The organism is Pelagicoccus albus (assembly GCF_014230145.1).
Classification (GTDB): Bacteria; Verrucomicrobiota; Verrucomicrobiia; order Opitutales; family Opitutaceae; genus Pelagicoccus; species Pelagicoccus albus.
The window spans coordinates 208,490-222,888 of sequence record NZ_JACHVC010000008.1 but is presented as its reverse complement, the minus strand read 5'-3'; the positions used below and the strand labels follow the sequence as shown (position 1 = coordinate 222,888).

10 protein-coding genes are annotated in these 14,399 nt (G+C 53.0%); all 10 read left to right on the top strand.

Annotated elements, in window-relative coordinates:
* The first annotated feature begins 8 nt into the window (after positions 1 to 8).
* A complete protein-coding gene (locus H5P27_RS09355; RefSeq protein WP_185660139.1) occupies positions 9 to 3,224 on the top strand; it encodes a VCBS repeat-containing protein in 3,216 nt (1,071 codons plus the stop codon).
* Between the two features lie 100 nt (positions 3,225 to 3,324).
* Positions 3,325 to 4,239 carry an AEC family transporter gene (locus H5P27_RS09350; RefSeq protein ID WP_185660138.1) on the top strand — a complete coding sequence of 305 codons (915 nt, stop codon included), beginning with the start codon at positions 3,325 to 3,327 and terminating at the stop codon, positions 4,237 to 4,239.
* A 34-nt stretch (positions 4,240 to 4,273) separates the two neighbouring features.
* On the top strand, positions 4,274 to 4,879 hold the full coding sequence (locus tag H5P27_RS09345; protein WP_185660137.1) for a pyroglutamyl-peptidase I family protein: 606 nt from the start codon (positions 4,274 to 4,276) through the stop codon (positions 4,877 to 4,879).
* 217 nt (positions 4,880 to 5,096) lie between these two features.
* Positions 5,097 to 6,347, top strand: a complete 1,251-nt coding sequence (locus H5P27_RS09340) for a PP2C family protein-serine/threonine phosphatase (RefSeq protein WP_185660136.1) — start codon at positions 5,097 to 5,099, stop codon at positions 6,345 to 6,347.
* A gap of 56 nt (positions 6,348 to 6,403) precedes the next feature.
* On the top strand, positions 6,404 to 7,645 hold the full coding sequence (locus H5P27_RS09335) for an FAD-binding domain-containing protein (RefSeq protein ID WP_185660135.1): 1,242 nt from the start codon (positions 6,404 to 6,406) through the stop codon (positions 7,643 to 7,645).
* Between the two features lie 26 nt (positions 7,646 to 7,671).
* Positions 7,672 to 7,815: a DUF2256 domain-containing protein gene (locus tag H5P27_RS20070; protein ID WP_185660134.1), complete on the top strand. Its 144-nt coding sequence runs from the start codon at positions 7,672 to 7,674 to the stop codon at positions 7,813 to 7,815.
* Positions 7,816 to 7,894: 79 nt separating this feature from the next.
* Positions 7,895 to 9,142 carry an NAD(P)/FAD-dependent oxidoreductase gene (locus H5P27_RS09325; RefSeq protein ID WP_185660133.1) on the top strand — a complete coding sequence of 416 codons (1,248 nt, stop codon included), beginning with the start codon at positions 7,895 to 7,897 and terminating at the stop codon, positions 9,140 to 9,142.
* A gap of 68 nt (positions 9,143 to 9,210) precedes the next feature.
* Positions 9,211 to 10,749, top strand: a complete 1,539-nt coding sequence (locus H5P27_RS09320) for a hypothetical protein (RefSeq protein ID WP_185660132.1) — start codon at positions 9,211 to 9,213, stop codon at positions 10,747 to 10,749.
* 109 nt (positions 10,750 to 10,858) lie between these two features.
* Positions 10,859 to 12,238 carry an alpha-amylase family glycosyl hydrolase gene (locus H5P27_RS09315; RefSeq protein WP_185660131.1) on the top strand — a complete coding sequence of 460 codons (1,380 nt, stop codon included), beginning with the start codon at positions 10,859 to 10,861 and terminating at the stop codon, positions 12,236 to 12,238.
* Between the two features lie 27 nt (positions 12,239 to 12,265).
* Complete coding sequence (locus H5P27_RS09310) at positions 12,266 to 14,119, top strand: glycoside hydrolase family 13 protein (protein ID WP_185660130.1); 1,854 nt, start codon at positions 12,266 to 12,268, stop codon at positions 14,117 to 14,119.
* Positions 14,120 to 14,399: the final 280 nt, after the last annotated feature.

Genomic DNA, 14,399 nt, shown 5'->3' with positions numbered 1-14,399 from the left:
CTCCGTACATGCAGAAAAACCTAGTCCTACTCGCGCTTTCTTCGGCATGTGTCGGAGCGTTGTTGCCAGCTCCAAGCAAGGCCCAACGCTTCGAAACCTTGGAGCATGGCTTCACGGGGCTGGAGCTATTCAACGAATATAAGGATCCCATGATGTGGAGCTCCCGCTTTCGGGAATTCACCTTGGGTGCGGTCAGCGTGGGAATCGCCTCGGGCGACCTGAATGGAGACGGGCGACCGGACCTTTATGCGGTCAACAAGACCGGGCCAAACGGTCTGTTCATCCAGACCGATGAGCCCTTTGTTTTTGAAAACAATACGGAGGAATCAGGAACTTCGGGAACGGATAGCTGGGAAACCGGCGTCAGCTTGGTAGACATCGATAACGACTCCGATCTCGATATCTACCTCTGCGTCTACGACGCTCCCAACCAACTCTACCTGAACGACGGCAGCGGACATTTCCGCGAAGCGGCCGCCGAGTTCGGACTCGATTTGAGCGACGCCAGCGTAATGGCCAGCTTCTGCGACTACGACCGCGATGGCGATCTAGACGTTTATATTCAAACCAACATCCTAGAGTTCGCTAGACACACAAAAGGCAGCCCCGACTACCTGTATCGTAATAATGGCGACAATACATTTACGGACGTAAGCTCCGACTCGGGCATCTGGGGCCGCTCACAAGGTCACAGCGCCACTTGGTGGGACTATAACAACGATGGCTGGATGGACCTTTACGTAGCCAACGACTTCGAGACGCCTGACCGTTTCTACAAGAACAATGGAGACGGAACCTTCACTGATTCGATAGAGGAACTGATCCCTCTCTCCACTTTCTTCTCCATGGGTTCCGATCTGGGAGATTTGGATAACGATGGCTGGATGGACTTCATGGTCGCCGACATGGAGGCAGCTGACCACTACAAGGACATGACTGGCATGGAGGAGCGTAGTCGTGGAATTTGGGATACGGAATCGGTATTCGACCTAACCCCGCAATATGCCCGAAATGCCATCTACCTGAACACCGGACTCGATCGCTTCCGAGAGGCCGCCTACCTGTTCGGAGTTCCGGGAACGAATTGGACCTGGTCCGTGAAACTCCGGGACTTGGATAATGATGGCTGGCTCGACTTGTATATCACCAACGGGATGGTTCGCAACCTTATCGACGCCGACCTAGTAGATCGCCAAAACACGGCCCGCACCCTAGCGCACCGTGCCGCAGTGGTCCGCAATAGCGAACCCTTGAAAGAGAAGAACTTCGCCTTCCGCAACAACGGTAAGCTCCAGTTCGAGGACGTGGGCAGCCAATGGAACCTCGACCAAGAAAACGTCGCCTTCGGCAGCACCATATGCGACTTCGATCGAGACGGAGACTTGGACATCGCCTATTTGGGCATGGATCAAAATATCGTCATTTGCCGAAACGATTTGGGTTCCGAAAATCAATCCTTAAACCTACGACTGAAGGGTCGCGTATCCAATTCATGGGGAATCGGAGCCAGCATTCGAATCGAAACCGAGGAAGGCAAGCAGCTCCGCCAGCTCTCTCTCGCCCGAGGAATTGTATCCTCAGATGAACCGCTCATTCACTTCGGACTGGGCGAGGCAGATAAAGTGGACAAGCTCGTAGTCACTTGGCCGAGCGGCATCGTGCAGGAGCTGAAAGATCTCGCGGCCAATCCGTATCTCGTAATTGAAGAGCCAGACCTAGAACCAACCCAAGAAGCTCTACAAGTTCCGAAGCCGCTTTTCGTCCGCAAACCAGAGCTCGAGCGCATCTGGCCCACGCACCAGCAATCCGATTCCGCAGAGTTCAACAGAGCCCCTTTACTCCCGAGACGCTTGGGCGAAGATGGCCCTGCCCTGGCGACAGGCGATCTGAACGGAGACCAGAAGACCGACTACTACATAGGCGGAGGAAGCGGACAGTCGGGCATGCTAATTCTCTCAACAGGTCCCAACGGAGATTACCAAAGTTCGCCCCTCGGTCTCGATCAGATCTGCGAGGATACCGCTGCCGCCATATTCGACGCAAATGGCGACGGACATAACGACCTGCTTGTGATAAGCGGCGGAACGCCTCGCTCCGGCACAGAAGTCTTGAGCGACCGCCTGTATCTGAATAGTGGCGACGGAAAATTCGAACGTGCCCCTGAAACCCATTGGCCCCAAGACACATCCAACGCGTCTTCAGTCGCCATCGGTGATTTCGACCAGGATGGAGATCCCGATGTTTTCATTGGCGGAGCCTCAGCTCCAGAGAACTATCCCTTCCCGGCACCGAGCCGCCTGCTCCGCAACGAATCCGGAAAATTCAACGAGGTCGGAAGCGATGTTGCATCTGCCCTAGAAAAGATAGGGCTGGTCACCGACAGCCAATGGGTCACCCGCAAGGGCAGGACGGAACTCGCAATTATCACCGAATGGGGATCTTTGCGGCTTTTCGAATTCGTCGACGGCAGGATCAAGGATGTATCCAAGGAGCGAGGACTTCCTAGCAAAACCGGCCTTTGGCGTTCCCTTGATTCCACCGATCTGAACCAAGATGGACAGCCGGACTTGATTCTAGGCAACTTAGGCCTTAACACAAAGTACACGGCCAGTTCCGCCGAGCCTGCCACGCTTTTCGCCGGAGAAATGGAAGGCGATGGACAAAACTACATCGTGGAAGCCTACTATGAAAATGGCCGACTTCTCCCCGTCCGAGGTCGAAGCAAGCTTAACTATACCTTCCCTTGGATCACCGAAGTATTTCCGAAATTCGACCAGTTCGCCAAATCTGATCTTTACGAAATCTTCGGCGAGGATCGCTTGTCGCGAGCGACGCGTTTCGAAGCGGAGGAACTGCAAAGTGGAGCTTGGATCTCCACGGAGGACGGCTACCGATTTGTCCCCTTCCCTCGCGAAGCTCAACTCGCCCCGACCATGGATATCGCGGTCAAGGATTGGAACGCTGATGGACAATTGGACCTCGTCTTGGCTCAGAATTTATTTGGACAAGAGGCAAGCACTGGACGTTTGAGCGGATCAATCGGATGCCTTCTCCTCGGTCACGGAGACGGAAGCTTCGAAGCGGTACATCCCAGCCAAGCAGGCATCCTGCTCCCGGGAAACCAACGGGAAATGGTGACAGGTGACCTCGATGGCGACGGGTTGGAAGAGCTGATCGCTACGGAAAACGGCGGACCAGTACGAATCTTTGGCCTCCAAAATTAAAAGCCAGGCAGCGTAACAGCCTTCGCTTCACCGGCCTTTCCAAAGCGAGAAAAGCAAACGACTCGCCAGCTAGTCCGAATCCTGCTAACCCGTCGACTCCATGGTCGTCCTGGAAAGCATAGTTCCTGTTCTCATACTTATCGCCTTCGGCAAGTTCCTATCCGTAAGGAAGTTCTTTCCGGAAGGCTTCTTCAAGGAGCTCAACCGGCTGACCTATTTTTGGGGCCTTCCTGCCCTGCTAATCTACAAGGTTGCGGAGATAGATCTGACCAACGACTCGGGTATCGGCATCCTCTACACGCTGCTGATCGTCATCGTCGCTTCCATGGTGATCGGCTACGCCTGCGTCTTCATATTCAAGGTGCCCCGCGATTCGATCGGCTCCTTTATCCAAGGCAGCTACCGCGGCAATCTAGCCTTCGTGGGCTTCCCAGTGGTGTTCTTCGCTTTGGGCACAGAAGGCTTGGACCTAGGCATGTTCGCCAGCGGGTTCTGCATTCTTTTCTATAACATTACCGGCGTTCTAATCCTGATTCTTCATGCGAAGGGGCAAAGCCAAAGCCCGATCAAAGCGATTTGGCACCACGGCCTCAGGAATCCGCTCATCCTCGCCTGCGCAGTCGGATTCACTTTGAACCTTCTGGGTATCGCAATTCCCGTCATGGCTCGTCGCTCGCTAGAGTCGGTAGGACAACTAGCCCTGCCTCTGGCTCTGATCGGCCTTGGTTCCGGATTGAGGCTGAGCGAGCTCAAGGGCCAGATCGGACTCTCGATGGTCGCCACCGGAATCAATGTGGCAATCAGTCCGGTCCTCGGCTATTTCGTGGGTCGCTGGCTGGGATTGGATGCGGTGAGCCTTAAGGTCGCTGTCATCTTCCTCGCCTGCCCAACCGCGATCTTCTCCTACGTCCTGGCGGATATACTCGGAAACGATGTCGTGATGGCTCGCAACATCGTGATCCTCAGTACCGTGTTTTCCATCGTCTCCCTAGTCCTAGCGGTCGCCCTGCTATAGAAGTTAAAATAGCGACCGTGAAAGGATTAAGCCAATGAACGTCCACCCGACAATTCTCATTACCTGCTACCTACCCTTCAAAGGTCGCAGCAAAAACGGATCCCAAACGCTCGGGGAGTCTCTCAAGCATCACTTCAAGGTTCCGAATTTTCGAGTGCTTAGCATGCCGGTGACCTGGGGATCAGTAGAACAGAACGCGTTACCCCTTCTCAAAGACTTGCGGCCCGATATCGTTCTTGGCCTCGGAGAGGGTCCGCCAGAAAACTTTCAGATAGAAACCTTGGCAAAAAACAAACGCCTCGGCGCCGACGTTGACCAAAACGAGCCTCCCGAGCCTATAATCGAAGCGGGTGGAGCACTCGAGCTTAGCCATCGTTGGCCGCTTCCATCGACTAAAAGCGAATCCGTCGAGGCTTGCCCCAAAAAGAGCGAAGACGCGGGAGCTTACCTGTGCAACAACGCCCTTTACCGCTTCTGCCAAAGCGAAGCGACCTTCGCCAGTTTTTTCCATTTTCCGCCCCAAGGAGAAACTCCGGATTCCGAATACATAGACAGGTGGCTACCAAAAATAGTAGCCCAACTGGAGCTAGCCATGGCGGAACTCCACTCCCCACAAGACCGCGAAAAATCTTCGGACTAAGAGCTATCAGCCTGCAAAACCCAGATTCGCTACGCCGCTGAAACAGTTCCCATCGAGCTCAAGGCAGGCGAAAGTTGGACCTGGCAACCTTAGTACTGCTCTCAGGCGAACCCGAAACGGATTGGGTCCGACCTAAGCTCGCCCGATTTTGGGAAAAACTCCCGTAAAAATCCTCACAAATGCGAGGCATGCTGCGAATTGTGCCGATATTCGAAGGATGCCCACTCCCCGCGACTCCAGCCAGATAACCGAAATGGCAATCTCCTACGATCGTTTCCATCGGCATCTACCCGTCGCTTCCTTTTGGACCGATCTCGAGCACACCATCCGGGGATACAACGAGAAACTAGCCGAGTTGGTGAACCTGACCGAAACGGGGGAAAGCCTCAGCGAGCACGATCTTTTCGCCCTTGAAAACAGCGAGCTCCTTAGCGAACTCGATAACGAAGCGGTAAGTCGCAAGGCCCCGCAAACTCTCTCTGACTTTACCGCGAAATTGGCCGATGGCCGAGAGCTCCATTTGGAGACTAGCCGCATCCCCCTGTTTTCGGAGGATCAGGAAGTAATTGGGCTGCTGGTCACCTACACCGACGTTTCCGAACGGAATTTGGCGAATCAGAAGTTTGCAGAACAACAAGCTGCCTTGGAGGAGCGAAACCGAACCATCGAGTTCGATTTGGATTCTGCCCAGCAGATCCAAAAGTTCCTGATGGGCAAAAAGCCGGATGCTTGCCCCTTTCTCGAGGTCGCCTCGGACTACCGCTACATGGAAAAAGTGGGCGGGGACTATCTCAATTTCCGCTCTCTGAATAATGGCGACTACTCCATGTTCTTGGCTGACTTGACCGGGCACGGCGTCACTGCCGCCCTGTTTATGGCCCTCTTAAAATACGTCTCGCAAGAAACGCCTGAGGAAGTCCGCAGTCTACCGGGGTATTTCCTCAACTATTTGGACATGGAATTCTACGAACAGATTCCTAATGGCTTTTTCACAGCATTGTCTGCCACCGCTCGCTATGTCGAAGAGGAAGAACTCGTCCGAGTGGATTACTCGAACGCCTCCCATCCTGTCTGCATCGTAGTTCGGACTGATGGAAGCTACGAACTGCTCAAATCTGGGTACTTCGCCATCGGCCTTATGGACCTAGTAGAACGAGAGGTTCACACTGTAGACCTCAAGTTTGGCGATCGGCTTTACGCCTACACAGATGGTTTCATCGAAACGCTCGACAAGGCAGGCAATGAATTTGGTCTAGACGCCCTCTGCCAAACCTTGGCGTCCTTCCGAGACCTTCCCTTGAAGGAAAGCATCGCCAAAACCTACCAAGCCCTCTTGGACTACAGCGAAAGCGACGAGGCTCAAGACGACATGACTTTGCTCGCCATCGAAGCCAAAGAGCCCGACGAAACTCAGGACCAATTCCTTCCACCTGATCCCGACCCTTGGGGTGACCTAGACTTGGAATAAATCCTAAGTACGGGAGCCGCTTCAATCAGAGCAAGACGTGAAGCGTTTGCCCATACGTGTCCGAAGCGTCCGAAACCACCCTGACATTGGCCGATACTCAGCCAACTCGCGAAGCTGCCCTTGAGCTTCTAGCCGCGTTTCTTCCTCACTGCGGGAAATGCTATCAGGAAACGCGAAACTTCGATCTGGGTACCGAGAACCGTTCCAACGTCTCGACGTTGTCTCCCTTCATTCGCAGCCGTTTGCTGAGCGAGACAGAAGTCGCACTCGCGGCCCTGAATCAGTTCAAAGACGGATCAGCTCGTAAGTTCATCGACGAAGTTTTCTGGCGAACCTACTGGAAAGGTTATCTAGAAAATCGCCCACAGATCTGGGACCGCTATCGGGAAGACCTCGCGACCCTCCGCCATCGTAACCTTGATTCGGATACACTCGATTCAGCGATAAATGGAACAACCGGGATTCGCTGCTTCGACTACTGGACCAAGGAGCTAATCGAAACGGGCTACCTTCACAACCACGCCCGCATGTGGTTCGCTAGCATCTGGATTTTCACCTTAAAACTTCCTTGGCAGCTAGGGGCCGATTTCTTCCTGCGTCATCTGCTTGATGGCGATCCCGCCTCAAACACATTGAGTTGGCGTTGGGTGGCTGGCCTCCATACCGCAGGCAAAAGTTATCTGGCGACTTCATCCAACATCGACCGCTATACGAATGGGCGTTTTCCAGTCACCGCGGGACTGGCAGCCGAGGCGGAAACCATCCGAGATGCTTGGCCCGAGCTCGATGCAGAGCATCATTCCCTAGCGGGCCCACCCCAAGAAATTCCGCCCGCAAGCGCTCTGCTTCTGTTGGAAGAAGACCTATGCGACCATTGTCTGCCCAACTGCGACTTCGCCTCGTTCATGGGAGTTTTTCCAAGCGAGAGCTACGACGAGTTTTCGATTTCCCCCAAAGTCCAAAACTTTCGAAAAGAAGCCCTTAAGCTTCGCCTGCAAAAGCTAGAGAAAACCAAGGGCGTACCGATCCATTCCGCGGATACAGATCTTACAAATCAAGTTGCGAGCTGGATAAGCCAAAATGGTTTGAAGCACGTTTACTACTCCCAGCCCAAGGTCGGCTTCTGGAGCGATCAATGGCCAAATATTCACAACGCGATTAGTGACGCAGGAGCAGAAGCTCACCCCTTTCGGCTCAGCTTCGAAAACCGTCTCTTTCCCCATGCCACAGCCGGTTTCTTCAAATTTCGGAAACGCCTGCCCGCCCTACTCTCGGAATTGCAAGACGAAGCAGACTGAAGCGCTCCACTCGCCTCCAGGAAACAATGAAAAAGCAAAATCTCCCTAGCAAGATTTGCCCTATTTGCGGTCGTCCTTTCGCATGGCGGAAGAAGTGGGCGAACAAATGGGATGAGGTGAAATACTGCTCAGAGCGTTGTCGCCGACGGAGAAACGAAAAGCCGAGTTGAATTCTCTCGCCTTAAACCTAGTGTATCAAAGCCAATACCCAGGAAGGAAAAACAGGAATTGCCCAACTCTAAGCTCTCGATGACGACAGATCCAAATACTCGATACGATGCGATCATAATTGGCGCCGGACTGGCAGGCCTTAGCTGCGCCATCGGCCTACTAAAAGCGGGCAAAGAAATATTGATCCTCGAAGCGAGTGATCGCGTGGGTGGACGCCTGCGAACCAGCGACGCAGATGGATTCCTTTTCGACCACGGCTTTCAGGTATTGCTAACCGAATACAGCGAATGCCAACGCTTGCTTGACTACGATAAGCTGCAGCTGGGGAAATTTGAACCGGGCGCTTACGTTTGGACTGGTTCAAAACTCGACACCGTGGCCGACCCGATTCGACAACCGGGCTTAATTCTATCCTCGCTTGCCAGCTCAACCGGCTCCTTCGGGGACAAACTAAAAGTCGCAGGACTCAAGAGCGAACTAGCGAAGCTGACGATAGAAGACCTTTACGCTCAACCGGAGACCAATACTCGCCAAGCGCTGAAAGAGCGGGGCTTCAGCGAGAAAATGATAGATGGCTTTTTCGCCCCTTTCTTCGGAGGTATCTTTCTAGAGAACGAGCTGGCCACCAGTAGCCGCATTTTCGATTTCGTATTCAAATGTTTCGGACAAGGATACGCAGCCTTGCCCGATCGAGGTATGGCAGAGATCCCCAAGCAACTTGCCGCCCAGATACCAGATGATAGGATTCGCTTAAACTCAAAGGTCGCTTCCATCGAGGCCGGAGGCGTCACTTTGCAATTAGGGGAAAGCCTGCAAGCCCAAGATATCGTCCTTGCTACTGACATGAGCGAAGCGGCTCGACTGGAATCAAGCATCTCCGATCGCGGCTGGAACGGCACGCGTAGCTACTACTTCAGCTCCAACTCCTCGCCCCTTAGTCGACCGATGATTGCCCTCAATGGCTCCGGGAAAGGGATCATCCAAAACGTCTCGGTGCCCAGCGACGTATCCAGTGGCTACGCTCCCGAAGGCAAAAGCCTGATTTGCGTATCAACTTCCGGTATCGAAGCTGAAAATCCGGGACAGGTAGCGGAGGAACTGATACCCTGGTTTGGAACAAACGGCGCCGAGCTGGAGTTTCTGCGAAGCATCTGGGTTCCCCACTCTTTGCCTCGCCAGCTCCCGGGTGACCTACTCTTCGAGTCGGCGGAACTAAAGACAGAAAACGGTCTATGGCTATGCGGAGACCATCGCTACTCCAGCTCCATCCAAGGAGCCCTTCGTTCCGGGGCCCGCGTCGCTGAGGCGATCGGAAAGAGCGTCTAAATCGTAGCGAGCCGAAACGAGCTTCGGCATGGGCTTTGCTGAGAAGGAAATACTCTCAACACCTTCCAGTGAATCCCCTCTACCGCACCGTATCCAAAATTGTCGTCAGCCTTATCGCTGTCGGCTTCACCCTAACAGCCTCTGCCGCTCCCACTTGGTGGAGAGCGGAAACGCAGGACTTCATCATAGTCGGAAACGCCCGTAAGCACGAAATACAGCAAAACTTCGAAGCGATCTGGGAAGCGAAAACTGCCCTGCAGTCCTTGTTTCCGAAACTGAACCGCACCAGCAACGAGAAGTTGCTCATCATTATTCCGGGAGACGCAAAGACTCGGGAGACATTATCTTTCCGAAAAGGTCGACGCGCCAAAAATCTCGGAGGCTATTTCACAATCGATGCCGAAGGGGCCTTCGCAGTCGTGAACGATACGGGGGGCAGCGAAATGACCCGGCACACCTTGATCCATGAATACGTGCACCACCTCATGTCGGACGACTCCATCGCAGCCCTATGGCTTAAGGAAGGGATGGCGGAACTCTTTTCCTCCACCCAAAAGGATAAATCCGGAAAACTGGTGATCGGCCAACCTCTGCCCAACAGCATCGGCTACCTAAAGTACAAGGGCCTGATGGATTTCGACCGACTGTTCCAGGCGACGCGTAGCTCTCCTGAGTACACCAGCGGCGAACACGCTGGCACCTTCTACTGCCAGTCGTGGCTGTTTCTCCACTACTTGATCTTTGGCGAGAACGACATCGAATTTTCCCAAGTAACCCGCTTTGTGGATTTCGCCACCCACCATCTGAACTTCACGGAAAAGGACATAACTGACCACCTCGGCCTGACTTACGCCGAACTGCAGGAAACGCTGAAAAAGCACCTCAACACAGGCACCTACCGAAGATTGGAAATCGAGTTGGACGAAGCCAAAGCTGTCCCACAACTCGAACTGGAAAAAGTGGGCCAAGCCTATGTGCGACGGCTAATCGCTCGCGTAACGCTTCAGGTAATGCCTGAAGAAGAATCGCGCCCCTGGATCGAAGCTGCCATCGCTTCTGACCCGAATTCTCCAGAAGCCATTTCACTGCAAGCCGAATGGCTCCTCGACCGAGAAAACTATGAGGAAGCGAGCAATCTGTTCGAAAAGTCTCTAGCGATGGATAGCGAGCAACCAAGGGCGCTTATGGGATCGGTAGCAGCAACCATCGAGATAAAGCTTAGCGATAAACTCTACTCGCCGGGAGCCTTAAACCGCGACGATACCCTACTCTGCCTACAGCGACTTTTCAAAGCCCGCGAGCTGGGTGCAGGACGCAACCCCGATCTCTACCGCTTGATAGGGCTCGTTTGGCTGAGCTCCGAGGTCTATCCCCAGGATAAGCACATGAGCGTGATCTACGAGGGCCACGAGGCGTTTCCCGCCAATATAGGAATACTCCAAGACCTGTCTCTCTACCTGGCCCGCAAAGGAGATCTGCAATCAGCTCGCGATCTAGCGAAAAAGGTTATGCCGGCCCTGACTCAGGAGAGCAAAGTAGCACTCAGCGAAGCCTTGGCCAAACTGGCGAGGTGGAGAAAATCTACTAAGAGCGCTTCGCTTTCCTAAGATTTGTCCTATCGAGCTTGGCTTTATCCAAGCTTTTGCAGGCGAGCTTCCAACTCGTTTCTGGCAAGTTTCAAGGGTACCTTTTTTCAACCCCAACCCCAAGGTCACCATGTTGAGATACTGCGCTGCCGCCTGCATAGCATTCCTGTCCCCTTACCTATCTTCCTCGCTAGCCGCTAATCCTGCTGGTGAAGCCTCAGAGCCCTTGTGTAACCTGCAGGCTCTCAAAGCCCCTGCATGGATAAACAATCGAACCATCTACGAGCTTAATGTCCGCCAGTTTTCAGAAGAAGGCACTTTCGCAGCCGTAGAAGCTGATCTCGACCGTATCCAGGATTTGGGCATCGGTGTAATCTGGCTCATGCCGATTCATCCCATTGGCGAAACAAACCGAAAAGGGCCGCTTGGCAGCTACTACGCGGTCGCGGACTACTACGGCATCAATCCGGAATTTGGAGACGCAGCCAGTCTCCGCTCCCTCATCAAAGCCGCCCATGCCCGTGACATAAAAGTGATCATAGACTGGGTCGGCAATCACACCGCCTGGGATAACCCTTGGGCAGAAGATCACCCTGAATTCTACGAAAAAGACGAAAAAGGACACTTCACTCCGCCGCATGGCACCGACTGGACAGATGTTATCCAGCTAAACTTCGAAAACAAGGAGCTCTGGGACGCCATGAGCCAAGCCATGGAGTACTGGGTTGCCGAATACGACATCGATGGGTTCCGCTGCGACTATGCCGTAGGAGTCCCTACCGAATTCTGGAATTTCGCGACCGCAAACCTCACTAGCCTAAAACCGAACCTATACATGTTGGCAGAAGCGGAAGCTCCCTACCTGAACGTGGATGCCTTCCATTCCTCCTACGGTTGGCCCATGCACCATGTATTCAACCAAGTCGCACAAGGTAAGGCGAACGCGAGTAAGGTCATAGATCAATACAATCGCCAGACGATCGAATTCCCGACCGGCACTTCGCTGCTGTTGTTCACAACCAACCACGACGAGAATAGTTGGAATGGAACCACCGAGGAGCGCATGGGAGACGCAAAACGGGCTTTCGACACCTTGGCCTTCACCCTTCCAGGAGTCCCGCTGATCTACAATGGACAAGAGGCCAGCCTCGCCAAAGCTCTAGAGTTCTTCGAACGGGATCCGATTGATTGGAGCGACTTATCCGAAACAGCTTTCTACAAAAAGCTGACGGATCTTCGCTCGAGCCACCCTGCCCTCTCAGACCCTGAAAGCTCGTTTAAGCGAATCCCAAGCGACCACGACGAACAGGTTTTTGCCTTTACGAGAAAAAGCGGAGGTTCGCAGCTCACGGTTATCGCCAACCTATCGGCGGAACCCTTGATGTTTTATCTAGCCAGCCAGGAAGTCACTGGGGAACACCAAGACCATTTCACAGGATCAAAAGAAACCCTCGGCTATCCGGCTGGCATGGAACTCGAAGCTTGGGAATTTCGCGTACTGATTCGCTAATCCCCAGAACCTAAACACGATTCCGACATGACCCTGCGTTCACTCTTAACCTGCGTTTGTCTCATTCTCGCCTCGAAAGCAAATTCTCAAAACTTTGAGCGAGTTGAGCCGCCTTTTTGGTGGGCGAACATGCCTGTATCTGAACTGCAGATACAAATCTATGGCGAAAATGTCGGCACCTATCGGGCTAGCCTCGATACCCCTGGAATCAAGATCAGCAAACAAGTTGCGGTCGATTCAACCAACTACCTGTTTCTGTACTTGGAGATTGATCCGACTGTGAAGCCAGGAATCATCCCGATCGAATTTAAGAACAGTGAGGATTCCTTCATCTACGAATACGAACTGCGTAAACGGGACCCAGTAGAGGGTCGAAATCAGGGCTTTGACGCCAGCGATCTAATCTACCTGATGATGCCAGACCGCTTCGCGAACGGATCCTTAGAAAACGACAACATCGACGGTCTCACCGAAACAGTCGACCGCTCGGATCCTACCAAACGTCAAGGCGGCGACGTGCAAGGGATTCAACAGCACTTGGATTACTTGAAAGACTTGGGGATGACTGCAATTTGGGTAACTCCCATCTTCGAAAACAACTCCCCTCCAGACTACGGCGGATACCACGGCTACGCAGCTACCGACCTCTATAGAGTCGATCGTAGACTCGGTTCAAACGAGGACTACCGGGACCTGGTTCGAGACACTCATAAACGGGGGATGAAGGTGATCATGGATATGATTCACAACCACATTGGCCTCGATCATTGGTGGATGAGCGATCTGCCAACCCAAGACTGGGTTCACGATGTCAACAAATATGGGTACACGAACTTCAAGGGAACCGTCCAAGGAGATCCTAACGCTTCCCAATACGATCGCGACAAACTGGTGAAAGGTTGGTTCGTCCCCTACATGCCAGACTTGAATCAACGCAACGAGCTCCTCGCCGACTATCTTATCCAAAATTCCATTTGGTGGATCGAATACAGCGGCATCGACGGGATTCGCATGGATACCTATCTCTATCCCTACCCGGAGTATATGGCACGTTGGGCGAAGGAGGTTATTGAAGCCTATCCAGATTTTAATATAGTTGGAGAGGCATGGACCGAAACAGTAGCCCACGAATCCTACTGGCAGGACGACTCCGCGAATAGCGATGGCTACGATTCGCAACTCCCATCTGTGACCGATTTCCCTCTTTGCTTCGCAATCAGAAACGGCTTAACGGAAGACTTTGGCTGGGAAACCGGGATCAGCCGGGTCTATTACGCGTTCTCTCAAGACAGATTGTATCACGATCCAAACCACAACGTCATCTTTCTGGACAATCACGACATGGGACGAATTTTCGAACAGGTAGGCAAAGACGAAGACCTATTCAAAATCGCCTATTCCATCCTCCTCACCGCTCGTGGAATTCCTCAAGTCTACTACGGCACCGAGCTGATGATGGGACACGAAAACCGCGGTGGAGACGACGAGGCTTGGCGCCAAACCATGCCGGGCGGTTGGCCGGGAGACGAGAGAAGCGTATTCACCACAGAAGGACGGACCGAAAAAGAAAACGAGGTCCTCGCATATATGAAGGCAATGAACCACTGGCGTATGGAGTCCGAAGCCATTCACCAAGGAAAGCTGCTGCAATTCGTCACGGACGAAGGAACCTTCGTCTACTTCCGCATCCTCGAAGACCAAGCTGTCATGATAGCAATCAATACCAATGAGGAATCCGCGACTCTGGAAAGCGCACGTTTTGCCGAGGTTTTGGACAGCTTCAGCAGAGTAATGCTGGTACCTGAAGGTAGCAACTACTCGATTGAGTCTAAGCTGACTATCAATCCGAAATCCGCTCTTATACTGGACTTACATAAATAGAGCCCAAACTAATACAATCATAAGCCCGTATACATATATAGTATACGGGCTTTTTTTAAGGGGTAAGCGGATATCCCCCACGATAAAGAGAGCATCTTTCACACTGATATTCAGCCACTTACAACAACAAAGAAGGCATCATCCGTCCAGAGACCTGCAACAATCTAAGTTTTGTCCTAGTCATATCAGTTTTATGATAAAGATGCGGTTGGAGAAATAGATTATTGGGGCTAACTTAATACATAGTCCAAGACATCACCCCCACACTACCCCCGACGTC

Bases quoted from the DNA above. Each gene is read 5' to 3' on its own strand.
- H5P27_RS09315 (WP_185660131.1), top strand. From the start codon at position 10,859: ATGTTGAGATACTGCGCTGCCGCCTGCATAGCATTCCTGTCCCCTTAC.
- H5P27_RS09350 (WP_185660138.1), top strand. From the start codon at position 3,325: ATGGTCGTCCTGGAAAGCATAGTTCCTGTTCTCATACTTATCGCCTTC.
- H5P27_RS09355 (WP_185660139.1), top strand. From the start codon at position 9: ATGCAGAAAAACCTAGTCCTACTCGCGCTTTCTTCGGCATGTGTCGGA.
- H5P27_RS09325 (WP_185660133.1), top strand. From the start codon at position 7,895: ATGACGACAGATCCAAATACTCGATACGATGCGATCATAATTGGCGCC.
- H5P27_RS20070 (WP_185660134.1), top strand. From the start codon at position 7,672: ATGAAAAAGCAAAATCTCCCTAGCAAGATTTGCCCTATTTGCGGTCGT.
- H5P27_RS09310 (WP_185660130.1), top strand. From the start codon at position 12,266: ATGACCCTGCGTTCACTCTTAACCTGCGTTTGTCTCATTCTCGCCTCG.
- H5P27_RS09340 (WP_185660136.1), top strand. From the start codon at position 5,097: ATGCCCACTCCCCGCGACTCCAGCCAGATAACCGAAATGGCAATCTCC.
- H5P27_RS09345 (WP_185660137.1), top strand. From the start codon at position 4,274: ATGAACGTCCACCCGACAATTCTCATTACCTGCTACCTACCCTTCAAA.